This window comes from Shewanella sp. YLB-07, from assembly GCF_009377275.1.
The window spans coordinates 321,579-348,322 of sequence record NZ_VOQB01000003.1; the positions used below are offsets into that span (position 1 = coordinate 321,579).

At 46.5% G+C, this 26,744-nt stretch carries 22 protein-coding genes; 6 read left to right on the top strand and 16 right to left on the bottom strand.

All coding sequences use genetic code 11. The features are described from left to right. Positions 1–141: 141 nt before the first annotated feature. Positions 142–2,709 (top strand): DNA mismatch repair protein MutS, encoded by a 2,568-nt coding sequence (gene mutS, locus FS373_RS08240; protein WP_144045499.1) that lies wholly within the window; start codon positions 142–144, stop codon positions 2,707–2,709. Positions 2,710–3,075: 366 nt separating this feature from the next. Here mutS and rpoS read toward each other — a convergent pair whose 3' ends face one another. The 13 genes from rpoS to rlmD all read right to left on the bottom strand — a co-directional run bounded on the left by rpoS (position 3,076) and on the right by rlmD (position 17,260). Continuing rightward, on the bottom strand, positions 3,076–4,047 hold the full coding sequence (gene rpoS / locus FS373_RS08245) for an RNA polymerase sigma factor RpoS (protein ID WP_144045498.1): 972 nt from the start codon (positions 4,045–4,047) through the stop codon (positions 3,076–3,078). 75 nt (positions 4,048–4,122) lie between these two features. Beyond that, positions 4,123–5,019, bottom strand: coding sequence for a peptidoglycan DD-metalloendopeptidase family protein (locus tag FS373_RS08250; protein WP_144045497.1), 897 nt, complete (start codon positions 5,017–5,019; stop codon positions 4,123–4,125). 116 nt (positions 5,020–5,135) lie between these two features. After that, positions 5,136–5,771 carry a protein-L-isoaspartate(D-aspartate) O-methyltransferase gene (locus FS373_RS08255; protein WP_144045496.1) on the bottom strand — a complete coding sequence of 212 codons (636 nt, stop codon included), beginning with the start codon at positions 5,769–5,771 and terminating at the stop codon, positions 5,136–5,138. Further along, positions 5,768–6,517: a 5'/3'-nucleotidase SurE gene (surE, locus tag FS373_RS08260; RefSeq protein ID WP_144045495.1), complete on the bottom strand. Its 750-nt coding sequence runs from the start codon at positions 6,515–6,517 to the stop codon at positions 5,768–5,770. The genes FS373_RS08255 and surE overlap by 4 nt, the downstream gene beginning before the upstream one ends. A 101-nt stretch (positions 6,518–6,618) precedes the next feature. After that, the gene (gene truD, locus FS373_RS08265; RefSeq protein ID WP_144045494.1) at positions 6,619–7,692 is read right to left on the bottom strand and encodes a tRNA pseudouridine(13) synthase TruD; all 1,074 of its coding nucleotides are present in this window, start codon (positions 7,690–7,692) and stop codon (positions 6,619–6,621) included. A gap of 47 nt (positions 7,693–7,739) precedes the next feature. After that, the gene (ispF, locus tag FS373_RS08270) at positions 7,740–8,225 is read right to left on the bottom strand and encodes a 2-C-methyl-D-erythritol 2,4-cyclodiphosphate synthase (protein WP_144045493.1); all 486 of its coding nucleotides are present in this window, start codon (positions 8,223–8,225) and stop codon (positions 7,740–7,742) included. Between the two features lie 107 nt (positions 8,226–8,332). Further along, the gene (ispD, locus tag FS373_RS08275) at positions 8,333–9,025 is read right to left on the bottom strand and encodes a 2-C-methyl-D-erythritol 4-phosphate cytidylyltransferase (RefSeq protein WP_144045492.1); all 693 of its coding nucleotides are present in this window, start codon (positions 9,023–9,025) and stop codon (positions 8,333–8,335) included. A 36-nt stretch (positions 9,026–9,061) separates the two neighbouring features. After that, on the bottom strand, positions 9,062–9,352 hold the full coding sequence (gene ftsB / locus FS373_RS08280) for a cell division protein FtsB (protein ID WP_144045491.1): 291 nt from the start codon (positions 9,350–9,352) through the stop codon (positions 9,062–9,064). A gap of 155 nt (positions 9,353–9,507) precedes the next feature. Continuing rightward, entirely contained in the window at positions 9,508–10,800 is a 1,293-nt protein-coding gene (gene eno / locus FS373_RS08285) for a phosphopyruvate hydratase (RefSeq protein WP_144045490.1), read from the bottom strand. Positions 10,801–10,930: 130 nt separating this feature from the next. Beyond that, positions 10,931–12,568 (bottom strand): CTP synthase, encoded by a 1,638-nt coding sequence (locus FS373_RS08290; RefSeq protein ID WP_144045489.1) that lies wholly within the window; start codon positions 12,566–12,568, stop codon positions 10,931–10,933. A 114-nt stretch (positions 12,569–12,682) separates the two neighbouring features. After that, positions 12,683–13,480 carry a nucleoside triphosphate pyrophosphohydrolase gene (gene mazG / locus FS373_RS08295; RefSeq protein ID WP_144045488.1) on the bottom strand — a complete coding sequence of 266 codons (798 nt, stop codon included), beginning with the start codon at positions 13,478–13,480 and terminating at the stop codon, positions 12,683–12,685. 77 nt (positions 13,481–13,557) lie between these two features. Further along, on the bottom strand, positions 13,558–15,762 hold the full coding sequence (gene relA, locus FS373_RS08300; RefSeq protein WP_144045487.1) for a GTP diphosphokinase: 2,205 nt from the start codon (positions 15,760–15,762) through the stop codon (positions 13,558–13,560). Positions 15,763–15,904: 142 nt separating this feature from the next. Next, positions 15,905–17,260 (bottom strand): 23S rRNA (uracil(1939)-C(5))-methyltransferase RlmD, encoded by a 1,356-nt coding sequence (rlmD, locus tag FS373_RS08305; protein ID WP_144045486.1) that lies wholly within the window; start codon positions 17,258–17,260, stop codon positions 15,905–15,907. Positions 17,261–17,357: 97 nt separating this feature from the next. Between rlmD and barA the strand changes: the two genes are divergently transcribed. From barA to FS373_RS08335, 5 genes are all read left to right on the top strand, one after another. Further along, positions 17,358–20,171: a two-component sensor histidine kinase BarA gene (gene barA, locus FS373_RS08310; RefSeq protein ID WP_144045485.1), complete on the top strand. Its 2,814-nt coding sequence runs from the start codon at positions 17,358–17,360 to the stop codon at positions 20,169–20,171. Then, positions 20,146–20,751, top strand: coding sequence for a YjaG family protein (locus FS373_RS08315; RefSeq protein WP_144045484.1), 606 nt, complete (start codon positions 20,146–20,148; stop codon positions 20,749–20,751). The genes barA and FS373_RS08315 overlap by 26 nt, the downstream gene beginning before the upstream one ends. A 341-nt stretch (positions 20,752–21,092) precedes the next feature. Next, the gene (locus FS373_RS08325; protein ID WP_144045482.1) at positions 21,093–22,091 is read left to right on the top strand and encodes an AEC family transporter; all 999 of its coding nucleotides are present in this window, start codon (positions 21,093–21,095) and stop codon (positions 22,089–22,091) included. 140 nt (positions 22,092–22,231) lie between these two features. Further along, positions 22,232–23,893, top strand: a complete 1,662-nt coding sequence (recN, locus tag FS373_RS08330) for a DNA repair protein RecN (protein WP_144045481.1) — start codon at positions 22,232–22,234, stop codon at positions 23,891–23,893. A 120-nt stretch (positions 23,894–24,013) separates the two neighbouring features. Beyond that, on the top strand, positions 24,014–24,784 hold the full coding sequence (locus FS373_RS08335) for a TorF family putative porin (RefSeq protein ID WP_144045480.1): 771 nt from the start codon (positions 24,014–24,016) through the stop codon (positions 24,782–24,784). Here the strand turns inward: FS373_RS08335 and FS373_RS08340 are convergent. The 3 genes from FS373_RS08340 to nusB form a co-directional block, all read right to left on the bottom strand. Further along, positions 24,781–25,275 carry a phosphatidylglycerophosphatase A gene (locus FS373_RS08340; protein WP_144045479.1) on the bottom strand — a complete coding sequence of 165 codons (495 nt, stop codon included), beginning with the start codon at positions 25,273–25,275 and terminating at the stop codon, positions 24,781–24,783. The genes FS373_RS08335 and FS373_RS08340 overlap by 4 nt on opposite strands. Next, positions 25,275–26,234 carry a thiamine-phosphate kinase gene (gene thiL / locus FS373_RS08345; RefSeq protein WP_152829242.1) on the bottom strand — a complete coding sequence of 320 codons (960 nt, stop codon included), beginning with the start codon at positions 26,232–26,234 and terminating at the stop codon, positions 25,275–25,277. Before thiL ends, FS373_RS08340 begins: the two co-directional genes overlap by 1 nt. 105 nt (positions 26,235–26,339) lie before the next feature. Then, positions 26,340–26,744 carry a transcription antitermination factor NusB gene (nusB, locus tag FS373_RS08350; RefSeq protein WP_144045477.1) on the bottom strand — a complete coding sequence of 135 codons (405 nt, stop codon included), beginning with the start codon at positions 26,742–26,744 and terminating at the stop codon, positions 26,340–26,342.

The window sequence follows — 26,744 nt, forward strand, 5'->3', positions numbered from 1 at the left end:
AGAAGAAAAATTCAATCTGACTATTTATTCTTTAAAGACGCAACTGGCTCGAAAAATTGCTAATATTGGCATCATATTTTTAAGGCGGCTCCAATGGAGCACCTTGCCTGTTCAATACCTCATAGAAGAAACGAGCTGTAGATGAATGCAATCGACACCCAAAACCTAGAAAAACACACACCTATGATGCGTCAATATTTGACGCTCAAGGCCGAAAACCCAGAAATGTTATTATTTTACCGCATGGGTGACTTCTACGAACTCTTCTATGACGATGCAAAGCGAGCATCCGAACTCTTAGGTATTTCGCTCACCGCCCGTGGTAAGAGTGGCGGCGATCCAATTCCCATGGCGGGACTGCCCTATCACGCCGTCGAAGGTTATCTCGCCAAACTTGTTCAGCTTAGGGTCTCTGTCGCTATTTGTGAGCAGATCGGCGATCCAGCTACCTCTAAGGGTCCGGTTGAGCGAAAAGTCGTTCGTCTCGTCACCCCAGGTACCCTGACCGACGAAGCTTTACTGCAAGAGAGACAAGATAACCTACTTGCTGCTGTATACCATGGCAAGGCAGGCTTTGGTTATGCCACCTTAGACTTAAGCTCCGGCCGTTTCGTGGTCAGTGAATTAGAGACAAGAGAAGGATTAGAGGCTGAGCTGCAACGTACTAATCCAGCCGAGCTTCTCTATAGTGAAGACTTCAGCGAGATGCCTCTCATCAAAGGATTCAATGGCAAACGCAGGCGCCCGGAATGGGAATTCGATTTCGATACCTCCCGTAAACTGCTCTTGGATCAATTTAAGACTAAAGATCTGCGCGGATTCGGCCTAGAAAACGCGCGTTTGTCACTGCAAGCGGCTGGATGCCTGATGCAGTACGTCAAAGATACTCAAAGAACCGCACTTCCCCACATCAACTCTATCGTGCTATTCAATCAAGATGACAGTATCGTGCTCGATGCCGCCACGAGAAGAAACTTAGAGCTGACAATCAACTTGCAAGGTGGGCGTGAAAATACCCTATCTGCCATATTAGATAATACAACGACCCCGATGGGCAGTCGTATGTTGCAACGTTGGATCCACGAACCGCTGAGAAATAAACAACAGATAGAATCTCGCTTAAGTGCACTCACCGAGTTGCTCGACAGCGGCCTGTTTGACACTCTGACTCCACATTTAAAAGCACTGGGCGACATAGAACGAATCACGGCCAGACTCGCACTGAGAAGCGCCAGGCCAAGGGATTTTTCTCGACTGAAGCAAGCATTATCTACCTTGCCCGACATTCAGCAGCTACTCATTGGTTGTCAGTCACCACATCTCAAGCGTTTAGCGACTATTATCGGTGAGTTCCCCGATGAGCTCGCGCTCCTCGACAGAGCAATCATAGACAATCCGCCTATGCTGATCCGCGATGGTGGCGTCTTGCGAGATGGCTACAACGAAGAGCTGGATCAATGGCGCGCCTTGAGTAAGGGGGCAACGGATTACCTCAAAGAGTTAGAGGCTCGTGAGAAAAATTCGACCGGTATATCTACCCTTAAAGTCGGCTATAACCGGGTTCATGGTTACTATATCGAAGTCAGCCGTCGGGAATCTGATCTGGTGCCTCTGAGCTACCAACGAAGACAGACCCTGAAGAATACCGAACGTTACATCATTGCCGAATTGAAAGAACATGAAGAGAAGGTACTCTCAAGTCAGGGCAAGGCACTGGCACTCGAAAAGCAGCTCTGGGAGCAGTTATTCGATCTTCTGTTACCGAAACTCCATGAGTTACAGCAATTCGCTCAGGGTGCGGCAGAGCTTGATGTCATCAGTAATTTTGCCGAACGCGCCGAAACGCTAAACTATCGATGCCCGACACTCACCGACACCTCGGGTATACATATAGAATCTGGCCGACATCCCGTGGTCGAGCAAGTCAGTCAAAGCCCTTTCATCGCGAATCCTGTGACCCTGAATTCGACGCGTAAAATGTTGATCGTCACTGGGCCAAATATGGGCGGTAAGTCAACCTATATGAGACAAGTAGCCTTGATCACTCTCATGGCACATATCGGCTCCTATGTACCGGCCCAAGACGCAATTATTGGTCCTGTTGATCGCATTTTTACACGCATAGGCGCATCTGATGATCTCGCTTCCGGTCGCTCAACCTTCATGGTGGAGATGACAGAAACGGCAAATATTCTCCATAATGCCACGACTCAGAGTTTGGTATTGATGGATGAAATAGGTCGTGGAACGTCGACATACGACGGACTCTCCCTAGCCTGGTCGGCAGCGGAATACCTGGCAGAAAAAATTGAGGCGATGACACTATTTGCGACCCACTACTTCGAACTCACCCAACTACCTGATCTCATAGATAATGTAGAAAACGTCCATCTTGATGCGATAGAACATGGAGACACCATAGTCTTCATGCATGCGGTACAAGAAGGCGCCGCAAGTAAAAGCTACGGTTTGCAGGTTGCCGCTCTGGCAGGTGTACCGGCCAGAGTCATTGCCGCAGCCAAGCATAAACTGCATCACTTAGAGAGCCGCGATAGCAAGGGGTCCACTCAGGAGTCACCACAACAGGCTATGGTCTTTCCTGAGCCACAAATATCGCCAGTCGAAGATGCATTGCAAGGTATTAATCCTGATGACCTCAGCCCGAAGCAAGCCTTAGAGATATTGTACAGACTAAAACAGCTAGCTTAGAAAATACCAAGCCTCCAGGAGAGGAGGTTTGCAGAGCTTGTGCAGTACAGAGTGACATAACTCTTTACAAGAGATGCCAGACACAAAAAGCGCACTAAAAGTGCGCTTTTTTTGTAGTGATATTGATATGTGATGCTAACAGCTATTTGTTAAGGCTATTTACTCAGTCCATTCACTAAAACAAATGACTAAGTCTACTTTCTGGGCCTAAACTTGAAAATCTAATCACGAATGCATCAATAGAAACTGTTATCCAAAAGATGGACAGGCTTGCTCAAAAAATACTCTCATACTCATAATGCGTGAGGATAGCCTTTACATTTACACCCTAACCAACAATAAAAGGTAAAAATAAACAGGTTACGACTAACTCTTAAAGATAGCCTCTACCGATAAACCCTGGGCACCGAGTAAGTCTTTAAGGCGTTTGAGGGCTTCGACTTGAATTTGGCGTACACGCTCTCGTGTGAGACCTATCTCTTTACCCACATTCTCCAGCGTAGATGGTTCATACCCCAACAAGCCAAAACGGCGCGCTAATACCTCTCTCTGCTTAGTGTTGAGTTCATCGAGCCATTTAACCACGGACTTTGACATGTCTTCGTCTTGTACCTTGTAATCTGGGCCCACATTATCATCGGCGGCAAGTACATCGAGCAAGGCTTTATCATTATCTCCACCTAAAGGCGTGTCGACCGAAGTGATCCTTTCATTAAGTTTCAACATACGACTGACATCAGAACTGGGCAGATCCAGTTTAGCCGCTATCTCTTCGGCGGTCGGCTCATGATCTAGCTTGTGAGCTAATTCTCTTGCAGTACGCAGATAGACATTGAGTTCTTTAACCACATGTATAGGTAGGCGAATCGTTCTGGTCTGATTCATGATGGCACGTTCTATGGTCTGTCTAATCCACCAAGTCGCATAGGTAGAAAATCTAAATCCTCTTTCAGGATCAAATTTCTCAACCGCTCGGATCAGGCCTAAATTACCCTCTTCAATAAGATCTAATAATGCGAGTCCACGGTTGTTATAGCGACGAGCTATCTTAACGACGAGTCTAAGATTACTTTCAATCATGCGGTTACGTGACTTACCACAACCTTTCAACGCTTTACGAGAGAAATACACTTCCTCTTCAGCGCTCAATAGAGGGGAAAAACCAATTTCACCTAAATACAACTGAGTTGCGTCCAGGTTTTTCTGCAGATCATCCTGAACCTGCTGTTCAAGCTCTGCTTCTTGTAACTTATTTCCTTTCTTTGTTTTTACGTCAGACTCGTTTTTTGACAAGTCCACTAAAGGCTCCGCTATTGCGGTACTAGTTCTACGACCCATAAAATGATCTCCCAAATTTCAATTTAAACTACTGCACTTTACTATCCTCCAAATGCCAAACTGGCTCCTAAACCATTATTGTTTAGGTAAATATTTAAGTGGGTTAACAGACTTCCCGTGATATCGGATTTCAAAATGTAACATGACCCGATCGGTACCCGTATTACCCATTGTTGCAAGCGTTTGCCCCATTGAGACAAACTGTTTTTCTTTGACTAAGATCTTATCGGCATGTGCATAAGCACTGAGAAAATTGTCACTATGTTTAATGATGACTAAATTTCCATACCCTCTAAGGGCACTGCCAGCATAAACAACTCGGCCATCGGCTGCAGACTTAATTATCTCACCTCGATTACCTGCGATCTTAATCCCTTTATTCCCTTGCTCATTGGCAGAGAATCGACCAATCAACTTTCCTCTCACTGGCCATAACCACTTGCTTACTTTAGTGGGTAGCTGAGTCGTCGGCCTGTGGACAGATTTGTTAATATCTTGTTGACTAGTCGTTACAGAATACGCAGACTCTTTGACAGGATCAAGTGGTTTCTTTTTAGCCACTTCAGGCTGCTTACTGGTCGTCACTACAGGAGTATGTGTTTGTTTTTTATTCGTTTTGGTCTTAGTTGATACGACTTTTGGAGGATTATTCGGCACTGTTTTAGTCGTTTGGCTATTTGTAACAGTAGATGTCAAACTAAGGTTTAACTTCTGTCCAGGATAGATAACATATGGCTTTTTAAGCTTATTTTTCTTAGCTAAATCAATGAAGTCATTGTTAGATGCCCAAGCAATAGAGTAAAGGGTATCCCCTCTCTTAACGAGATAAGAATCGGATTTTAATGACCCTTTATTATAAGTAGCCATGACGGGAGTCGTGACATTCACCACTGGAGCGGGTCTATCAGACTGAAAGCTACAGCCTACGAAGCAAATGCATAGCGCTAATAGAAGTAGATTCTTGCAATTCATCTTCAACCCAGTAATCAAAAATACACCCTACAATAATCAGCCAAGCAGGCTGATATAAGACCCAGTAAATATCTAAACTAAAAAACATTTAAAACTTAACAACAAGCTTTGGCCGGTTAAGCCAGCTCCCCATTAATAAGAGGGACAAAGCGAACCATTTCGACCACTTCTGAAGTAAAGCTCTCTCCCTTACGTACGACTTTCAGCAGTTGCTGGGACTCCTCTCCCACAGGAATAACCAGTACCCCGCCATCGACTAACTGAGTCAATAACGCTTGTGGAACACTGCTCGCCGCTGCCGTTACCATGATGGCATCAAATGGGCCTTTATTGGGCCAGCCTTTCCATCCATCACCATATTTGAACGATATATTATGAAGATCGATTTTTTTTAATCTTTGGCGAGCCTGGATCTGTAGACTCTTGATCCGCTCGACAGTACATAGCTCTGGCACAAGTTGAGCCAATATGGCTGACTGATATCCAGAGCCCGTACCGATTTCCAACACCTTAGATGGGTTACGATCCAGAAGTAGCTCGGTCATTCTTGCAACGATATAAGGCTGAGAAATTGTTTGCCCTTGCCCAATAGGTAAAGCAGTATTTTCATAAGCTTTATGTCCTAAAGCAGCGTCCAGAAAGAGTTCTCTGGGTGTATTGGCTAATGCCTGCAACACCTTCTCACTCTCTATACCGGACTCATGTAAACTTCTGGCTAAATTTAATGCTGAAGTCGTCGCAACACCATTCATATTTTATCAATCCATTCTTGCAGTGGTGTAATTCTCTCGAAAGCGGTCAAGTCTACAGTTAAAGGGGTCACTGATACATAGCCATGATTCACAGCATGAAAGTCCGTTCCTTCACTGGCATCCTGCTCATCTCCCGGGGGCCCCAACCAATAGATGTCTCTTCCCGCTGGATCTTGAGCCTTAATCATACCTTCGGCTCTATGTCTTGCCCCTAATCGAGTGACCTTAATCCCTTTAATCTCATCAATCGGTAGATCAGGAACATTAATATTTAAAATCTGATCCTGAGCAATAGGTTTGTTCAGTAAGCCCGCAATGATTCGACAAGCAAAATGGGCTGCCGTGTCGAAATGTGCCAATTTAGAGCCCACCAGTGAAACGGCAACGGCTGGCAAGCCAAGAAAACGCCCCTCCATTGCTGCCGCTACGGTACCGGAATACAAGGTGTCATCACCTAAATTAGCACCGGCATTAATCCCAGCTACCACCATATCGGGCTCATCGGAATACAACTCACGTATTGCAAGATGAACACTGTCGGTTGGTGTGCCACTTACAGAGACAAAACCATTACTTAACGTATTAATTCGTAAAGGGTTCGTCAAAGTTAATGAACTACTCGCTCCTGAGCAGTTACGATCAGGCCCCACAGTCATGACCTGATAGGACACTGATAATGCATCCGATAACGCCTTAATTCCCGGTGCAGTGACACCATCATCGTTACTTACTAGGATCTTTATCATTATTGACCTGCTATAAATAATTATACAAATATTTAATAAATCTGAAAATGGCACTGAAATCTTGGTGTTAACTTAAGGCTGAAAACCCCAATATTTCCTAGCTATGCTGAGCCTTGCTCTTGCTCACGTCGCTCTAACTGACGTTGACGAAATTCCCGTTCTCTAACATCTTCATAATCAAACACTTCTCGCAGCACGGACGTTGCGAAGCTGCCTGCAGGAAGTGCGAATTTAATGACTATCACATCGTCTCCCTCTTGTTGATATGATAAATGCTGAGGCTCTAGTAACAGAGGTCGGCGCTCTTGCTCTAATCCCGCATGTTCTAATCCATCACGATCTGTGTCAAACTCGGCTAACGCCTTAGCCTCGAAATCTGCCGCATTACCTTGAGGCAATGCCGATCCCCTGCCCCACATAGGTGCCGACAGCTGAATATCTTTTTCGTCCAGACGCTTAAGTAACGCATCATCCCATTGCTCGGCAACAAAATAACTTCTACTTCCCGCTAACATCACACTGTCGCCATCGAGTTTCTCGAGGCCGTGTTCGGTCAGCCTCATCGATGTAACGTAATTGAACAGATAGGAGCGAACGGCAGATAGATACATGCTGCGTTTTTTCCTGTCTTTCACCTTACGACCGGTAAACATCTGTCGACCAAAGACTAAATTTTTGCCGTCATGACCAAATCTTTGCTCACCGAAATAATTCGGCACCCCGGTCTCGTTTATTAGCGCTAATCTAGTAAGTACATCTTGCATATCGGTCACGTTACGCAGAGTCAAACTAAAGCGGTTACCGGCCAAGGCACCTATTCTTAACTTTTTACTGTGACGATCACTAGACAAGATAGTGAGTTCATCGCAATTTAAGCTGGCCCAATCCGGAGTCTCTTTACCTGGAATACGCACGCCGAACCACTGCTCAGTGACCGCATTCTTATCCTTCTGACCCGCATAGGTCACCTCTTTAGGGTGAACATGGGCAAAACCAGATAATATCTTAACCACATCGGCAGTATTTAGCCCCTCTTTACGTATATGCAGAAGGTGGTGCTCTCCCTCGCCCGTCGGGCTAAAAGGCAATATTTCCTGCACAATGAAATCGCTATTTTGCGTACGAAGATCGGCCTTGGATGCTGGTTTACCGTGTAAATAATGCAGTTCTATCATGGTCACTCTTATTCTCTAATTGGGTCAATTGAGTCTGTTTGAAAAACTTATATGGCTATCTTAGTGACCAATACGACGGCTTCGACGGCAATGCCCTCTTTACGACCGGTAAAGCCTAGCTTCTCGGTCGTGGTCGCCTTAACATTGATATTATCTATATTGGTCTCTAAGTCTTGGCTTAGCACTTCACGAATGGCTGCTATGTGGGGCGCCATTTTAGGTACTTGAGCGATAATGGTGACATCTAGGTTGCCAAGCTCGAAGCCTTTATCCCTTGCCAACTTGTAGCAATGGCGCAAAAGATGACGACTGTCGGCTCCCTTAAATTCTTCATCGGTATCGGGAAAATGCTTGCCGATATCCCCTAAGGCGACCGAGCCTAAAATAGCATCGGATATGGCGTGTAGCACGACATCGCCATCAGAATGTGCAATCAAGCCTAGCTCATAGGGGACATGCACACCGCCTAACAATAATGGGGCATCACCACCAAATTTATGTACATCAAAACCATGGCCTATGCGTATATTCATTATTTATTCCATTTAGCGTATTCAATTAACACGACGAGATAATCTAGATTAACAATTGAGATTATCTCCCGGTCAGTTTCCAGAGCCCATTAGCAAGCTAAGTTATTCTATTCACCCTGGCTCAGAAAGAGTTCAGCCAATCGAAGATCGTCCGGATGAGTGATCTTAATATTATCGGCTCTGCCTGTCACTAGTCCCGGCGCGATTCCGGCCCATTCCATGGCTGAGGCTTCGTCGGTAATGTTTACTTTCATCTTCAAGGATTTGGCTAAATTATCTCTGAGGGACACCACAGGAAAAAGTTGCGGAGTGAGGGCATGCCATAACTGTTCACGACATACTGTCTGTTCAATTTTGCCCTGTTTATTCCCTCTCTTCATGGTATCTCGAACGGGTGAAGCTAAAATGGCTCCCTGAGGAAATAAGCCTCTCGAATCTATAAGCTTGTCGATATCGCCGTGAGTCAAACAGGGACGGGCGGCGTCATGAACCATAGCCCAATCGTCTCCATCGACCCGATTCAGGCAGGCTAAGACTGAGTCTGCACGCTCTTCACCACCGACAACGCTGAGTAATTTGGGGTGTCTAGCCTCAGGTAGAGAGGAGAAATAACTATCTTGTGGGTGAAGCGCTACGATAACACGGTCGATTCCGGGATGAGTGAGGAGCACTTGTAAAGTTAAAGATAGAATTGGCTTGCCGGCTACTTTCAGATACTGCTTAGGAACATCGGCTCCCATGCGGCTGCCTATACCGGCAGCAGGGACTATGGCGACAATCTTTTCTTGGAAATCATTCATGGATAAATTTCTGCTTTTTTAAGATTAGGAGGTCAATCAGTTTGCAGGCTGTAGGCTACCACCCACGACACGAAAAAATGTTTCACCTTCTTTTACCATGCCCAGCTCATTTCGGGCACGCTCTTCAAGTGCTTCAGTGCCACTGCGAAGATCAATTATCTCTTCTCGCAACACTTGATTACGTGCAACTAACTTGGCATTGCCTTCTTGCTGAAGCGCTATTTGTTCGCGAAGTTGAACAGATCCAGGCAGGTTGTTTACCCCACACCATAACTGGTACTGGAGTACGCCTAACAAGCCGATCAATACAAATAGGAAACGTTTCATTACAATACCAATTATTCGACACTCAGCCGAGATAATACAACAAAAAAGGCCACCCTGTGGTGACCTTTTCATTAATAGCGACAATTTAATCTGGCTTACTGACTCATTCTATGGAGAGTATGTCTCTAATCCAGAATAGATCAGCGAGTCGATTATTATTGACCCTTTATTTCGCTACGACCAAGGTATGGCGCTTTCTCACCTAGCTGCTCTTCGATACGAAGAAGCTGGTTGTACTTGGCTATACGATCTGAACGGCTCAGAGAACCAGTCTTAATCTGACCGGCACAAGTCCCGACAGCGAGATCGGCGATAGTCGAATCTTCGGTCTCACCACTGCGGTGCGAGATGACCACGGTATAACCGGCTTCTTTCGCCATACGGATAGCCGCAAGCGTCTCAGTTAGTGTACCAATCTGGTTGAACTTGATCAGGATAGAGTTACCTATCTTGTTGTCGATACCGCGCTTGAGGATCTTAGTGTTAGTCACGAACAGATCGTCGCCCACTAACTGGATCTTATCACCTAAGATCTGAGTCTGGTATGCCCAACCATCCCAATCTGACTCATCTAAGCCATCTTCGATCGATGCGATAGGATATTCTTCAGTCAGCTCCTTAAGGAAATCAGAGAAACCGTTAGCGCTGAATACCTTACCTTCACCAGCGAGATTATACTGGCCATCTTTATAGAACTCAGAAGCCGCACAATCTAGCGCAAGCGTCACATCTTCACCTAGCTTGTAACCGGCTTTCTCGACAGCAACCTTGATCACAGCCAGAGCATCTGCGTTTGAAGCCAAATCTGGAGCAAAACCACCTTCATCACCAACAGCCGTGTTCAGACCTTTATCCTGAAGTACTTTCTTCAAGTTATGGAAAATCTCGGCGCCCATACGTAAGGCTTCGCGGAAGTTCTTAGCGCCAACAGGCTGAACCATGAACTCCTGAATGTCGACGTTATTATCGGCATGCTCGCCACCATTGATGATGTTCATCATAGGTACAGGCATAGTGTATTGGCCTGGAGTACCATTTAAGTCGGCGATATGTGCGTATAAAGGTACACCTTTAAATGCAGCTGCCGCTTTTGCCGCAGCTAAAGACACAGCCAAGATAGCGTTAGCGCCTAGCTTATCTTTGTTTTCGGTGCCATCGACATCGATCATGATCTGATCGATGTCGGCCTGAGCCGCAGCATCTTTACCTAGCAGGGCATCACGGATAGGACCATTGATGTTGGCAACGGCTTTAAGTACGCCCTTACCCATGTAGCGACTCTTGTCACCATCACGTAGCTCTAACGCTTCGCGACTACCTGTAGATGCCCCTGAGGGTGCTGCCGCCATGCCATGAAAGCCACCTTCTAAGTGTACTTCGGCTTCTACAGTTGGATTTCCGCGAGAATCCATGATTTCTCGACCAATGACATTAATAATTTTAGCCATAATTTCCTCGGTTTAAGTTTAAAAATAAAATCAAAAATATAATAAAACTAAAATTTGTTCATCCAAATTTACATCATCAGAAAACAAAAAAGCCGCTTCCAAACTTTGGAAGCGGCTTAACGTCACTGATTTAGCCTAAGTCGCGTTTTTGGTACGCGTTGGCTGCAGCAATAAAGCCTTTAAATAATGGCTGACCATCACGAGGCGTGGATGTAAATTCAGGGTGGAATTGACCGGCGACAAACCAAGGATGATTGGGTAGCTCGATCATTTCAACAAGCTGGCGATCAGAAGAAAGACCGCTGAATATTAGACCAGCTTGCTCTAAACGTTCTTTATAGTTGTTGTTCACTTCGAAACGATGACGATGACGCTCGACACAAGAATTGCCTTCGTAAGCTTCGGCAGCCTTACTTCCCTCTGAGAGGTGACATAGCTGTGCACCCAGGCGCATTGTACCGCCAAGATCTGATGATTCGTGACGCTCCTCTAGAGCCCCGTCTTCATTGAGCCACTCGGTGATCAAGCCAACGACAGGGTACGGCGTTTCCTTGTTAAATTCGGTAGAGTGAGCATTTTCCAAACCGGCTACGTTGCGTGCGAACTCGATTAATGCGACCTGCATACCCAGGCAGATGCCGAAATATGGCACATTATTTTCGCGAGCAAACCTGGCTGCCAGTATCTTACCTTCTATGCCACGCTCACCGAAACCACCCGGTACCAGGATACCGTCCAGGCCTTCCAGATCTTCGACACCCTTAGCTTCAAGGGTCTGAGAGTCGACATACTTGATATTCACCGATACCCGGTTAAACAGACCCGCATGCTTCAAGGCCTCATTGACAGACTTATAGGCATCTGGCAGTTCAATATACTTACCCACCATGCCGATAGTGACATCACCGGTAGGGTTGGCTTCTTGGTAGATCACTTGTTCCCACTCATGCAGATCGGCTTCTTTACATTCGATGCCGAAGCGCTTGACCACGATATCATCCAGGCTTTGAGCCTTGAGTAGCGCAGGGATCTTGTAGATGCTATCCACATCTTTGAGTGAGATAACTGCACGTTCTTCAACATTACAGAAGAGTGAGATTTTCGCTCTCTCGTTGGCAGGAAGCACACGATCACCACGACAGATAAGAATGTCCGGAGCGATACCGATAGAGCGCAGCTCTTTCACTGAGTGTTGTGTCGGCTTAGTCTTGACCTCACCTGCGGCGCCTAAGAAAGGCACCAGAGTCAGGTGCATATACAGGGTACGTTCACGCCCCAGTTCAACACCTAACTGACGAATAGCTTCTAAAAATGGCAGGGACTCAATATCACCTACCGTGCCGCCAATCTCGACGATAGCAACATCATGACCTTCACCGCCAGCAAGCACTCTGTCTTTGATGGCGTTAGTGATGTGAGGAATGACCTGAATGGTCGCACCTAAATAGTCACCACGACGCTCTTTACGAAGGACTTCTTCATAGATACGGCCTGTGGTGAAGTTATTACGACGGTTCATCTTGGTACGAATGAAGCGCTCATAATGACCTAGATCGAGATCTGTCTCTGCTCCGTCCTCGGTAACAAAAACTTCTCCGTGCTGAGTCGGGCTCATGGTGCCGGGATCCACGTTAATATATGGATCTAGCTTCATAATGGTTACGTTTAGGCCTCTAGCCTCTAAAATTGCCGCTAACGATGCTGCCGCAATGCCTTTACCTAGTGATGAAACCACACCACCAGTTACGAAGATATACCTTGTTGTCATTATGAACCTGAGAAAATGAGTTGGAAATATGTGCTTGTAAGAAAGCACTAGGACGGGGCGCAATTGTAGCAAAACTCCAGCGATACGACAAACAAGTTCAGCGATAATTTTTATCTATTTGTGCACTTCATTACGCTTGACTTGATCCCAATAGCCATCGAGTTCGATTAAACTATGCTCCTGCATCGACTTACCGCTCTTGCTCGCTAAGGTTTCTACGCCTCTGAAACGTCGTTCAAATTTTGCATTTGCCTGACGCAGGGCCTGTTCCGGTTCAATGCCTAAGTGACGTGCCAGATTAGTCACGGCAAACAGCAGATCGCCCATCTCATCTTGTATCTTCTCTTGTATAGGCTTATCTAACCTGACCTCATGCAAGACTTCGCCGATCTCCTCATGAATTTTATCTACCACAGGGCCGAGATCATCCCAGTCGAATCCGACTCGCGCGACGCGTTGCTGAATTTTGACCGAGCGAGTCAGTGCTGGTAAGGCTAGTGGAATGTTATCTAATACCGAGTGAAGGGATTTATCCTTTCGCTCTTTGGCTTTTATGGTTTCCCAATTTTGCTTCACTTGCTCGGCGCTCGCCTCTTTGAGAGAACCAAACACATGGGGATGTCTGGAGGTAAGCTTGTTGCATATTTTCTCTACGACATCTCCAAAATCGAACAAGCCTTGCTCTTTACCCAACTGACAATAGAACACCACCTGAAACAGCAAGTCTCCCAGCTCATCGGGAAGCTCGTCTAAGGCCATGCGCTCTATGGTATCGGCAACTTCATAGGCTTCCTCTAATGTGAAGGGCACGATAGTGCTAAATGATTGAGCGAGATCCCAGGGACAACCCGATTGAGGATCTCTGAGCCTTGCCATCACATCCAGCAGAGGTTGAATTTCACTGTTTTTCATCTTAATTCCGTAAGCATATAAAAGGCGGCAAAAGCCGCCTTAATGGGTCAATAATCCCAAATTAAACGTCCTCAGGATTATAAACGTCTGGCTTCACTCACGCCTTCCACCTGATTAATTTTCGCCAGTACCTTGGAGAGTCCATCGAGATTATACAATTCCAACTCGAGTTCGATAGCAGCCGTCTGTGTCTTAACATCCGATGATGTGCTCATCGCCATCACATGGGTTTTCTCGGCGGCGAGTACTGAGGTCAAATCACGCAACAGACCCGAACGGTCATTAGCTATGATACGCAGGCGGATCTTATAGCCGCCGGAGTAGTTTTCTCCCCACACCACATCGACAGTACGTTCAGGATGGGCGCGTATTAACTCTTTGACCTGATCACAATCTGCCCTGTGCACCGAGATCCCGCGGCCCTTAGTGATGAAACCGAAGATCTCATCGCCGGGTACCGGCTGGCAACAACGTGCGATATGACTCATCAAGTTGCCCACACCACTCACTTCAACCTGGCCCTTACCTTTCTTTCCTGCTTTACTCTGACTCTTTTTGACCAGATCTTCGACCGCTTCCTCATCGGATAGCTCATGCTTACGCATCTGGCTCTGTACATGATTAACCACCTGATTGAGCCTGACATCTCCGCCACCGATCGCGGCTAAAAGATCATCCATGCTCACCATATTAAACCGCTCGACCGCACTTTGAGCGTCTTTGAGCTTGAGTCCCACACGTGAAAGCTCAGTTTCCATCATCTCACGGCCGGCGGCACTGTTCTTATCTCTATCTTGCTGTTTAAACCAGTGCTGAATTTTAGAGCGGGCACGGGATGAACGAATGTAACCTAAGTGTGGATTTAGCCAGTCGCGCTTAGGATTAGGCTGCTTAGAAGTGATGATCTCGATGCGCTGGCCCGTTTCCACCTGATAGGTAAAAGGTACGATGCGACCATCTACTTTTGCCCCTATACACTTATGTCCCACATGGGAATGAATATAGTAGGCGAAATCGAGTACAGTCGAGCCAAGCGGCAGGTCGACCACCTCACCGCTGGGGGTAAACACATAAACCCTGTCTTCGAAGACCTGGCTGCGCACCTCTTCGACTAGATTACCACTCTCGGCCACATCCTCTTGCCACTGCAAAATCTTACGCAGCCAATTAATCTTCTCTTCATAACCAGTCTGCTTACTACTGCTGGTGCCCTCTTTATATTTCCAGTGAGCGGCAACCCCGAGCTCGGCATCTTCATGCATCTGCTCGGTGCGGATCTGGATCTCGACGGTTTTACCCTCGGGACCCACAACTATGGTATGAATAGACTGATAACCATTGGGTTTGGGATTAGCGACATAATCATCGAATTCCCGGGGGATATGATGCCAAAGCGTGTGCACCACACCTAAGGCGCCATAACAGTCCTGCAGTCTATCGGTGACAATCCGCACGGCGCGGACATCAAACAGTTCATCGAACTTAAGATCTTTACCCTTCATCTTCTTCCAGATGCTATAGATATGTTTAGGGCGGCCATACACCTTGGCCCTGATGTGATCTTTATCTAATCTGGCTTGCAGTTGACCGACAAAATTATCGATGAATGTCTCACGATCCAGCCGCTTACCATCGAGCTGTTTGGCGATATCTTTATAAGTTTGAGGATGAAGATAGCGAAATGAAATATCTTCCAGCTCCCACTTCAGCTGGCCGATTCCGAGTCTGTTGGCCAGTGGGGCATAGATATCGGCAATTTCACGGGCCAAAAGCACTCGCGTCTCTTCATCGGCATTTTTCACTTCTCTGAGCAAACAGATACGTTCGGCAAGCTTGATCACCACGGCGCGGACATCTTCCACCATGGCCAGCAACATACGGCGGATGTTATCTATCTGAGGCTCTGCGGCGCGGGACTGGTCATTGATTTTCAATGCACCAATGGCATTCATGGTTTCAACACTGCGCACTAAGGTGGCGAGGCCTTTACCGAAGGACTCCTCCAGTGACTCCTTAGATAAAATACCCGCATCATAGACCACGAAGATGACGGATGCCTGCAAGGTTTCGATGTCCATGTTCAGAGGCGCGAGAATTTCTATCAACTCTCTGGCACGCTGGAGCAAATTAGTATCATTGCCGTGCTCCGACACCATGGTCTCAATCTGACGCAGCAGTTCGAGTAAAGATTGGGCTTCGTCAGTGTCACTGATGTAACGATTGACCCACTCTTCTAACTGAAAATCCGGATCACTAAAATGTGCTTCTCGAACTGATACCATCTCAATAACATCCTTAACTTTAAATCTTAAAGTACGCTCAGGAACTTAATCCCTTCTCACCGAAGGCCCATCTTGAGCATTCCACTTCTAATGTCAATTAACAAACCTTGACTCAAGCGTTAATTAGTTACTAATTAAACAATTAACTCAGCTCAAACAAGGCCATGGCTTCGATGTGATGGGTTTGAGGAAACATATCGATCAAACCTAATTTTGTTAACTTGTAACCATGTTTTAACAGAGACTCACTGTCTCGAGCCAGGCTCGCCGGATCACATGACACATAGACGATGGATTTAGGCTTCATCTTCTTCAGCCATTGCAGACTCTCGAAAGCCCCTGCCCTAGCGGGGTCTAACAGCAATTTATCCACTTTACCTAGCCAGGACTCTTTAGAGAGGTCGGCGCTAAGATCGGTATGAAAGAAAGACACATTATCTAACCCACTCAGTGTGGCATTCATTTTGGCTTGTTGCACCATCTCAGGCACACCTTCGACACCTATCACCTCGGCGCCTTTCTTAGCTAATGGCAGACTGAAATTTCCGACACCACAAAAGAGATCTAACACCCGCTCATTGGCTTCGACGGATAACCAGTCCACGGCTTGATTGACCATGGCATTATTGATTTCGGCGTTGACCTGAACAAAATTCCCTGGGGTAAAACTTAGCTTAACCCCGTTATCCAGCTCATAATAGGGCAGTTCATCTGAGTCAAGGGTCAGCGTTTTGGGCGCATCACAAATCAAGGTTAAGTCTGAATCATTGCCTTGTACTATCAAGTTAATCCCGTGACTGAGGGCAAATGCTCGCAACTTATCGGTGTCTTTATCCGGCATAGTTTTTGTCATTCTTATCACGACAAAATGTCCATTATTGGCATCAATCAGTTCTACATGACCCAAGGCCTTTTTACTCGAGAGTTGATTGAGCAGCTTAGACAAAGGCAAGATGAGGTCTGACAAAGGCGTCGCCAGCACAGGACAATGCGCTATCTTAATGACTTGTTTACTCGCCTTAGCCCTGAAACCTAGCGTAGTGTACTTAGTATTTCGATCATAGAAAGTCGCGAGTCTAGCACGGCGTCGATAATCCCACTCTTGACCAATCAGTGCCGGCGCGAGCGTTTCTGCTTCAGCCTGACCTAGCTTAGCCATAAGACTGACTAGGGCATCTTGTTTATAGCTGCGTTGTTTATCGATTACCAGATGTTGTAGGTCACAGCCACCACACTGGTCATAATGAGCACATTTTGGCATGACTCGATCTGGGGACTGTGTGACTATCTGTTGCAATGTTGCCCGAGCGTGGCGCTTCTTCTGTTCGGTCAATTGCCCTCTCACGCTCTCTCCCGGTAACGCCCCCGGCACAAAGATAATCTTGCCATCCTGATGAGCAATACCCGCACCCAAATGATCGAGCTGAGTCACCTCTAAGCTTATTTTGGCTGATATTTGCTTAGATCTATTTGGTTTTGCTTTAAAAAACTGTGCCATTGAGGCCTCTAAATCGATAATAATACTGGCCAAGACCGCCTATTTTCTGGCAGTCTAGTGACACGTTTGTCAACAAACTGGTAGATTAGCTAACTTAATGAATAACGCCGATAACATGACGAAATACAGTCTCCGCTCTTGGGTACTTGTACTTGCGTTAGCGCCGACGATTCTCGTTGGTGTTCTACTGGGCAGCTATTTTACCATAAATCGTTTCTATGAACTCGAACAAACTCTCATAGAGCAAGGCAGTAATATTATTGAGCCACTGGCGATTGCTGCTGCCATTGGACTTGAGAACAATGACTTTGAAAGTACTAAAAAACTGATCACGGCCATCCAGCTAAATAAAGCCTCTTTAGTGCAGTTTATTGCCATTTTCGATACCAATAATCGTGTCATAGTCACCTCACATCATTATAAAAATCATGAAATGATGCGCTACGATCAGCCTTTTACCAGCCTACTCAACACTCAGCTCGAACAAGTCGGCGACAGCATAATACTTCGCACTCCTATTTTTTCATCCGATAATGAACTTCACCTTAATACCGATGAAAACAAAGATACTGAGCGCCTTATCGCGATTAAGCTCGGCTATATAGCGGTCTTAGTGAATAAAGAGAATGCACTACTCGAACAACATAGGGCCGCCGTTGCCGCATTTATTATCGTGTTAATCGGTGTTCAGCTGAATTTACTCTTCACCTTCAGATTGGTTAAAAACGTCACTCAACCCATCACAGAGATGGTACGAGTCGTGGCTAAGATCCGTGAAGGCAAGCTAGATACCCGGGTAGATGGTAACCTGATCGGCGAGCTGGATCTGCTCAAACGTGGCATTAACGCCATGGCAGGCTCCCTGTCCGAATATCACGATGAGATGCAACAGAATATCGATCAAGCCACCTCGGATTTAAGGGAAACCTTAGAGCAGATCGAGATCCAGAACGTCGAACTGGATCTCGCCAAGAAACGCGCGTTAGAGGCGAGTCGAATAAAATCAGAATTCCTGGCCAACATGTCCCATGAATTAAGGACTCCGCTCAACGGCGTCATCGGCTTTGCCAAACAGCTACTCAAAACGCCTCTGCATTCGAGTCAACAGGACTATGTCAATACCATAGAAAAAAGCGCGACTAACCTGCTGGGGATCATTAACGATATCTTAGATTTCTCGAAACTCGAAGCGGGAAAAATGGTGTTGGAGAACATGCCTTTCGCACTGAGAGAGACTTTAGACGATACCATCACCTTGTTATCTAACAGTGCCCGTGACAAGGATATTGAGTTAGTGGTAAATATCGACCAAGCGATACCGGAAGATCTCTCCGGCGATGCGATGCGGTTTAGCCAGATAATCACTAATCTGGTGGGAAATGCCATCAAATTCACCGATATCGGCAGCGTGCATTTAAAAGTACAGCTGACCGAAGCGACCGATGACAAGGTCAACCTAAGATGCGAAGTGATAGATACAGGTATTGGTATCGATGAGGATCAACAAAAACTGCTTTTTCAGGCATTTGGCCAGGCAGACTCATCCATTTCCCGTCGCTTTGGCGGAACGGGCCTTGGGCTTATCATCACTAAGCGACTGATCAACCGTATGGGCGGCCAGATAGGCTGTCATTCAAAGCCTAATACAGGGTCAACCTTCTGGTTCACCCTTCCTCTCAGCACCAGCATATATCCAATAGGTCAGATCCAGTCAGTGGATAAACTGCTCAATAAGACTATCTTGCTGCTTGAAGCCAGAGAGCTGTCTAACAACACCTTAGATCGTCAGATAAGGCATTGGGGAATGCGGCTGACTAACATTCGATCCAGTGAACAGCTGGCTCATCATTTCAGTCAGTACGATACTGTTTATGATTACGCCCTGATCAGCAATAAGGGCCTGGACCAAGACTGTGATATTGCCTCACAGCTGAAAAAAATTAAAACTAGGTGTCGCTATCTCATCCTGATCGGCGGAGATCTAGAGCATGAACTCCACTTTATCTTACCCTTTGTCGATAAAGTGGTGCCGGCACCAATAGGCGAAAAAGTACTGGCTCAGATCTTGATTGATCCCCAACCTAACTCAGAAAGCCAGCAACTACTCAAAGAATACACGCCTCCCGAGCCTATTTCGAAAGAAGCCATGAGCGTATTGGCTGTCGATGATAATCCGGCAAACCTAAAGCTCATCGATACCTTGCTAAAAGAAGTCGTCAGTCAAGTCACGGTAGTCAATAGCGGCCTGGGCGCCATCAAGCAGGCTCAGGAGCGTAGTTTCGACCTGATATTTATGGATATACAGATGCCTGGCACTGATGGCATCAGCGCCACTAAACAGATACGTCAACACTCCCTCAACCGTAACACTCCTATCATAGCGGTGACGGCACATACCATTGCCGAGGAGAGAGAACGAATCGAAAACAGTGGTATGGACGGTTACTTACCTAAGCCCATAGATGAAGCCTCCCTTAGAAGTGTCATCAGCCGCTGGAAGACCCGCCCCAGATTCACCCACTTCGATCAGTTCACCCTAAATTGGGATCTGTGTTTAACCCAAGCAAACAATAAGACTGACTTAGCCCTGGATATGCTTAAAATGTTGGTGGACTCACTACCTGAGACCACAGACCAGCTCCAAGACTCCTTAGATAGCTTCGATGAAAAACAGATGCTCACCACTGTGCATAAGCTACATGGCGCGAGTTGTTACTGCGGCGTACCGACGACACAGAAACTTTGCCATGAGATAGAATCTAGGTTAAAGCAAGGAATAGGTATCGCCGAGGTGGAACCTGAAATACTAGAGTTACTTGATGAACTAACTAAGGTAGAATCGGCGGCAAATCAAGTGTTATCACAGTTATCAACGGATGTATTAGATGACAAACAAGCTCGGCTTCTTTAAACGCGTAAAAGCGTTAGACTTGCAACAGAAAAAAGTATTCGCCATCGCATTGTGCCAACGTATGCTGCCTAACTATCAACTTTTTTCAGAGGTATGTGAGTTTGGTGATCCACAAGTACTCGATACTGCACTTAGCCTGCTATGGCAATCTATCTACGATAAAAAGTTAAAGCTCAATATTGATATCTACCTAGAAAGGTTAGAGCTAATCACTCCAGATCCTGCCGACTTCGATGTCTATGGTGTCTATCCAGCCATGGATGCGACCACGGCAATTATTGCCCTCTTGAGTGCCATACAGAGTAAAGTCGAAGAAGATATCGTCAACATCAGTAAACTCTCTTCGAGCACAGTCGCCAACTACATAGAAGCGATTTCCGATGTCGAACTTGACGAAGATGCGTTCGATGATTACATCTTTAATCATGAGGTCATGGTTGAAGAGAAGGAGCTGCAAGGCACACTACTTCAACTCATCGAAGACAATCCTAAGTTGAATGCCGACTTTGTAAAATCATTGCGAAAAGAGATCATTGAAGCGGGCGTATCAAACATAGGTATCGGACTGCCTGAGAGCTAAAGCTAAAGCTATCAATGAGAAAATTGATTTATGAAGGCTATATCCTGATTAATTCAGAGGGCCTAACAGACACTTGGAAACTCACAATAGGTGAGCAGACTAGAGTGGGCTCTCTGTTTGAATTAAGAAGACAGATCAACTTTTTTCAGGAGCTAGGCGTTCTCCCACCAATGCAGGGCCATATTCCAGCTCAAGCGCCCAAAGCAAGGCTCTCTAATAGAGACTCCACAAAGCAAAACCGAAACACCCCCTAAGACCTTAGCTTAATCCCATCCCAATGAAAAACTGTGTTACTTTGATAAGAAAGTATAAAAACACGACTCAAATAAGGGATGGTATTGATGTCACCTATCTTAACCCCATTGTTTGCCGTACTTGGGATCATGTTGCTAGGCTCGCTTATCCAGAAAAGCAGGATCCTGTCACCAGATACCGATCAGGTATTAAACCAATATGTCTATTACATCGCTTTTCCGGCGATCATGCTGATTGCCTTGGCAGAAACGCCTATCGAAGGGATCTTACAGTGGGGATTTATAGCCGGCTATAGCTTGGCTATGATACTGACCTATCTTTTGGTGATGCTGGTGTCCTATATCACCAACAAAGGCCGCACAGATATCGCATCACTCAGGGCGCTAAACACCACATTCGGTAACTGTGCTTTTATCGGCATGCCGCTACTCACCATACTGTTTCCGGATAATGCTAACGCATTAACGGCAGCGGCTATCGCGACGCTTCTATCGGTCATTATTTTTGCCCTAGTCTTAGTCACTATCGAGTTGTATCAAGGGCAGAAGCAGGCATCCCCCCTTGTCGTCATCCTTCAGTCCCTGGTACAGAACCCTATTGTGATTGGTAGCAGCATCGGCATGGCAATTTCGGCCCTCAACATTCAAGTCAATGAATCGTTATCGATTATGTTACGTCAGATAGGCATGACTTCTAGCCCCTGTGCCCTCTTCGCGATAGGCATGGTGCTCGTCAAAGCGAGCGCAGAGCAAGAACTCACTTTGACGTCGTCAGCCACCGGTGAGGCTCTTCAAGTAAAGGCTAAACAAGGGAGACTTCAGCATATCGCCGAATTGAGCTGGATTAATGTGTGCAAATTATTTATACAACCTGGCCTGGCCTATGTACTCTTAATGGCCTTTGGCATCGAGGGAGACTTGCTGATCATGGGGGTCCTGCTAGCTTCATTACCCACGGCAGCGAGTGTGTTCTTATTGGCACAAAGGTACCGAGTGAAAGCCAGCATCAGTGCTCAAGCTATCATGTTAGGGACAGTGTTGAGTATTGTGACCCTGCCCAGCATAGATTATCTACTGCGCAGTTAATCGGTTAAGCAAAGAGTGATACAAGCGACTCAGTGTCCCATTGAGTCATAATAATATTGAACACTATTCACTCGGAGCTTTACTGTATATAAAATCAGTATATACTGTTTAAAAACACAGTACATTAAAGGGATGTCATTATGCTCTGCCAACTCAGCATCAATAATTTCGCCATCGTCCGCTTTCTGGAGCTGGACTTCAAGCCTGGAATGACCAGTATTACCGGTGAAACCGGTGCGGGTAAATCGATTGCAATTGACGCCCTGGGTCTGTGTCTGGGTAACCGAGCCGATGCTGGCACGGTAAGGCCTGGGGCTACGAAAGCCGAGGTGAGCGCCAGATTTTCCTTAAATGATATCCCAGTTGCCAAACGTTGGCTCGAAGATAACGATCTCGACCACGATAATGACTGTATACTCAGGCGAACGGTTGGCAGTGATGGTCGCTCCAGGGCATACATCAATGGCAATCCGGTGCCCTTATCACAGGCTAAAAATCTTGGCCAACTGCTTATTGGTATTCACGGTCAACATGCACACCATGCCATGCTTAAGAGTGAACATCAGCTGACTCTGTTAGACAGTTACGCCAATCATAAAATGCTTCTCGACTCAGTCACCGCCGGTTACCAGCGCTGCAAGCTGGTAGAGAAGGAGCTTAAGGCCTTAACTCAGTCACAACATGAACGTATTTCTCGAAAGCAGCTGCTCCAGTACCAAGTAGAAGAACTCGATGAATTTAGCCTTTCTCCCGGTGAATTTGAACAGATAGAAGCTGAGCATAAGAAACTCGCCAATGGCACAGCCCTGGTCGAGGCCTGTAAAAATGAGCTGTTTATCTTGCAGGAGAATGATCAGGGCAGCGTCGAATCCTTGATCAACGCGGGTATCACTCAAGCCCAGGAGCTCGAGTCATATGATCCTCTGCTGACGAATGTCGTTAATATGCTAAATGAAGCCCTTATTCAAGTTCAGGAGAGCAGCAGCGAGCTGGAGAATTACTTAGCAGGATTAGAACTGGATCCGGAACATTTTGCCCACTTAGAACAAAGATTATCCCAAGCCATGCAGCTGGCGCGTAAGCATCACGTCAGCCCGAGTGAGCTGGCTGCCCACCATCTCACACTTAAAACTGAACTAAGCAACCTAGATTCTGACGAGGAAGCCTTGGACGATCTCAAGCAACAAGTTGCCGCCAGTCGAGACAGCTATCTGGTACATGCCAAGAAGCTCAGTCAGAGCCGTTGTCGTTATGCCAAAGAGTTAGACAAGCAGGTCACTCAATCTATCCATGAACTGAACATGCCGAAGGGAAAATTTACTATTTTGGTCACATTCAGTGAAGATCTCAGCTCACCGAATGGCTGTGACACCATAGAGTTTCTCGTCACCACGAACCCAGGACAGCCGCTTCAGCCCCTGTCTAAGGTCGCATCGGGTGGTGAATTATCCAGAATAGGCCTGGGTATCCAAGTCATTACCGCCAGAAAAGTATCGACACCAACGCTCATTTTTGATGAGGTCGATGTGGGTATTTCTGGGGCGACTGCGGCGGTGGTTGGACGAATGCTGAGAAAGCTAGGAGACTCCACTCAGGTATTGTGTGTGACCCATCTCCCTCAAGTTGCCGGCAATGGACACCAACACATGTTTGTCGACAAGAAGAGTAAGGCAGGAAAGACAGAGACGTCCATGACGCCATTGGACAAAAATCAGCGCATAGAGGAGCTGGCCCGTTTACTGGGCGGTGATGAGATCACTAACAATACATTGGCGAATGCTAAGGAGCTGTTGCGATTGTAGATTCTATATACCGACCTCATTAAATATTGGATATAGCGCTTCCCTTGGTCTATATTTTTCTTAGAGTCATTAGATGAATGGCTCTAAGGAAACGAGCTAATCGGTAATAAGGCAAGGGATATGAATTATTTACTGAACACATGGAAAAGTGCGGCCAAATACTCTCTCATTGTCGTCATTAAGACGCTTCATTTACTCGCTTATCTGATGCTTTTTTTCACACTCCCCAGCCAGGCGGATGGCAGTTTTTATGGTCATGCGACCGTTACTACAGATCATAGAGCCTATGGGGTGTCTTTGACGCAGACAGATCCAGCCGTACAGGTACTCGCCGGATACGACGTCGGTAATGGATTTTACCTGGGCACCTTCATATCGACATTCAATTTCATCGATGATGCCAGCCCCTATGAGGCTGGAGAAAACCTGGAGACCGATGTTTATGTTGGCTACCGTCATCTATTTAACGAAGAAGTGTATCTATCGGTCACCCTCTACCAATATCTTATTCAGGGCTCCAATGCGGCAGACATCAGTCTGGACTTTACCGAGTTGATGTTTGACCTGTACACCCCTTATGGACAATTCTCTTTTAGCCATACCTTAAATGATATCTTAGGGGACTTGAGTCAAGATAAAGCCTACCGAGTGGAATACAACAAGTCGCTGTCACTGTGGGATACCGGAGTAAGTTTAGATATGCAGCTAGGATGGTGGGACACCGAGGAGGCCCTAGGTGATGCTTATACCTATTTTAACTTAGGCTTAAGCTACCCCATAGGTCCGGTAACCGCGTGTATCACCTACAATGGTACCGATAACGCGGGACAAGACCTGTTTGGTCATATCGCCGACCCCACCTTTTTCGCCAAAGCCACCTGGGTGTTTTAAGCGAAATAGTAAGCTAACACCTGCAGACAAATCAGCGAGAAAATACCTGCCAGCACATCGTCAATCATGATCCCGAAGCCACCTTGTACCTTGGCATCCAGCCAACGAATGGGCCAAGGTTTCAAAATATCGAAGAAGCGAAACAAGGCGAATCCTATGACTAACCAGAGCCAACCCGCAGGCGCGGCAATCATAGTAATGAGTAATCCGGCAATTTCATCCCACACGATAGCACCATGATCGTGAACCCCCATGTCTTTAGCGGCCTTATCACAGATATAAAAACCAGCGAGCACACTCAATAAGGTGAGCGCCAGATACCAAGGTAAGCTAAGGGGTGCCATCAGGAGAAAAAGTGGAATAGCGGCCAAGGTACCGAAGGTCCCCGGCGCTTTTGCCACTAAGCCCGAACCAAACCCAAGCGCTAAAAAGTGAATGGGATTCTTCAGGGAGAGATGAGTTAACGCTTTGTCTTTAGATAATATGTTCATCAGGAGAAATGCTCGAAACCTATGTTGGTGAGATTAAATGGCTCTCCATTGCGTATCAATCTCAGTTGTTTATCTGACGTCACTTGTCCTACCTGGGTAAATTCGACACAGGCATGGGCTAACGCCATCTCCAAAGCGCCTTTTTGCGCCTCTGGAACGGTAAAGAGCAATTCGTAGTCCTCACCGCCAGATAACGCATAGCTTAAGGCTTCTTGCTCAGATACTGAGTCTTTTACGGCCTGGGATAACGGCAATAGATCCACATCGATAACCGCACCGACCTCAGAACGCTCCAGCACATGCAAAATATCCGATGCCAGACCATCGGAGAGATCGATGGCACTCGAGGCCAGGTTTCGCAGTGCTTGCCCCGCCAACACTCTCGGTGTCGGATAATAATGACGATTAATCAGATATTCGTTATATTCGGCATCGACTCGCCGGTTTCCGCGTATCACATCCAGACCCAATGCCGAATCACCTAAGGTGCCAGTGACATAGATCCAGTCACCATTTTTAGCACCACCTCGCGTCAGCGCGGTTCCCGTAGGTACTAATCCGTTGATGGTAATGCTGATTGCACGCGGGCCACGAGTCGTATCTCCACCTATGAGTGACACCCTGTAATACTCGGCGGCATCGAACAAACCGGTACTAAACTGCTCCAGCCAAGTCTCATCCACATCGGGCAAGGTTAATGCCAGTGTCATCCATGCGGGCTCGGCCCCCATGGAAGCAAGATCGGAGAGGTTAACGGCTAAGGATTTATAGCCCAAGGCTTGAGGTGGTATATCGGGATAGAAATGGACATTCTCGACTAAGGTGTCACAAGAGATAGCGATGGATTTATTCGGAGCGACTTGCACCAGAGCACAATCGTCACCTATGCCTAACTCGACATCACGGCGCGTTTGACCACGGCGATTAAAGAAGTGTTCGATTAATTGAAATTCTTTCAAGGATTAGTCTGCCCGTATCTGAGTAAGATAAGTACATCTGATTTTAGGATAAATACTAGGTTCGCGAGGCAAAAAAAATGGCATCCTGAGATGCCGTTTTTCGTATTACTTACGACCCACTATCTTGTCGAGAATACCGTTAACAAACTTATGGCCATCTTCTGCACCAAAGGTCTTTGCCAGTTCGATAGCTTCGTTAATCGCAACCTTATAGGGTACATCCTTGCGGAATGTAAGCTCGTAGGTCGCCATTCTCAGTACCGCTTTCTCGATAGGAGATACTTCGTTAAATGGACGCTCAACATGAGGAATAATTAGTTCATCTATTTGAGCGAGTTTCGTTGCCGTTCCAGTGAATAACTCACGGAAGTATGCGACATCGATACCATCGACTTTTTGCTCTGTAAGAAACTCATGCTCCACATCGGCAATATTATTTCCGCTTAACTGCCAAGAGTAGATGGCTTGTACGGCTAAACGGCGGGCCTTGCGGCGCTCAGAAGGTTTCAT

Excerpts from the sequence above, each read along its gene's own strand:
- mutS (WP_144045499.1), top strand. The coding sequence starts at position 142 with ATGAATGCAATCGACACCCAAAACCTAGAAAAACACACACCTATGATG.
- rpoS (WP_144045498.1), bottom strand. The coding sequence starts at position 4,047 with ATGGGTCGTAGAACTAGTACCGCAATAGCGGAGCCTTTAGTGGACTTG.
- FS373_RS08250 (WP_144045497.1), bottom strand. The coding sequence starts at position 5,019 with ATGAATTGCAAGAATCTACTTCTATTAGCGCTATGCATTTGCTTCGTA.
- FS373_RS08255 (WP_144045496.1), bottom strand. The coding sequence starts at position 5,771 with ATGAATGGTGTTGCGACGACTTCAGCATTAAATTTAGCCAGAAGTTTA.
- surE (WP_144045495.1), bottom strand. The coding sequence starts at position 6,517 with ATGATAAAGATCCTAGTAAGTAACGATGATGGTGTCACTGCACCGGGA.
- truD (WP_144045494.1), bottom strand. The coding sequence starts at position 7,692 with ATGATAGAACTGCATTATTTACACGGTAAACCAGCATCCAAGGCCGAT.
- ispF (WP_144045493.1), bottom strand. The coding sequence starts at position 8,225 with ATGAATATACGCATAGGCCATGGTTTTGATGTACATAAATTTGGTGGT.
- ispD (WP_144045492.1), bottom strand. The coding sequence starts at position 9,025 with ATGAATGATTTCCAAGAAAAGATTGTCGCCATAGTCCCTGCTGCCGGT.
- ftsB (WP_144045491.1), bottom strand. The coding sequence starts at position 9,352 with ATGAAACGTTTCCTATTTGTATTGATCGGCTTGTTAGGCGTACTCCAG.
- eno (WP_144045490.1), bottom strand. The coding sequence starts at position 10,800 with ATGGCTAAAATTATTAATGTCATTGGTCGAGAAATCATGGATTCTCGC.
- FS373_RS08290 (WP_144045489.1), bottom strand. The coding sequence starts at position 12,568 with ATGACAACAAGGTATATCTTCGTAACTGGTGGTGTGGTTTCATCACTA.
- mazG (WP_144045488.1), bottom strand. The coding sequence starts at position 13,480 with ATGAAAAACAGTGAAATTCAACCTCTGCTGGATGTGATGGCAAGGCTC.
- relA (WP_144045487.1), bottom strand. The coding sequence starts at position 15,762 with ATGGTATCAGTTCGAGAAGCACATTTTAGTGATCCGGATTTTCAGTTA.
- rlmD (WP_144045486.1), bottom strand. The coding sequence starts at position 17,260 with ATGGCACAGTTTTTTAAAGCAAAACCAAATAGATCTAAGCAAATATCA.
- barA (WP_144045485.1), top strand. The coding sequence starts at position 17,358 with ATGAATAACGCCGATAACATGACGAAATACAGTCTCCGCTCTTGGGTA.
- FS373_RS08315 (WP_144045484.1), top strand. The coding sequence starts at position 20,146 with ATGACAAACAAGCTCGGCTTCTTTAAACGCGTAAAAGCGTTAGACTTG.
- FS373_RS08325 (WP_144045482.1), top strand. The coding sequence starts at position 21,093 with ATGTCACCTATCTTAACCCCATTGTTTGCCGTACTTGGGATCATGTTG.
- recN (WP_144045481.1), top strand. The coding sequence starts at position 22,232 with ATGCTCTGCCAACTCAGCATCAATAATTTCGCCATCGTCCGCTTTCTG.
- FS373_RS08335 (WP_144045480.1), top strand. The coding sequence starts at position 24,014 with ATGAATTATTTACTGAACACATGGAAAAGTGCGGCCAAATACTCTCTC.
- FS373_RS08340 (WP_144045479.1), bottom strand. The coding sequence starts at position 25,275 with ATGAACATATTATCTAAAGACAAAGCGTTAACTCATCTCTCCCTGAAG.
- nusB (WP_144045477.1), bottom strand. The coding sequence starts at position 26,744 with ATGAAACCTTCTGAGCGCCGCAAGGCCCGCCGTTTAGCCGTACAAGCC.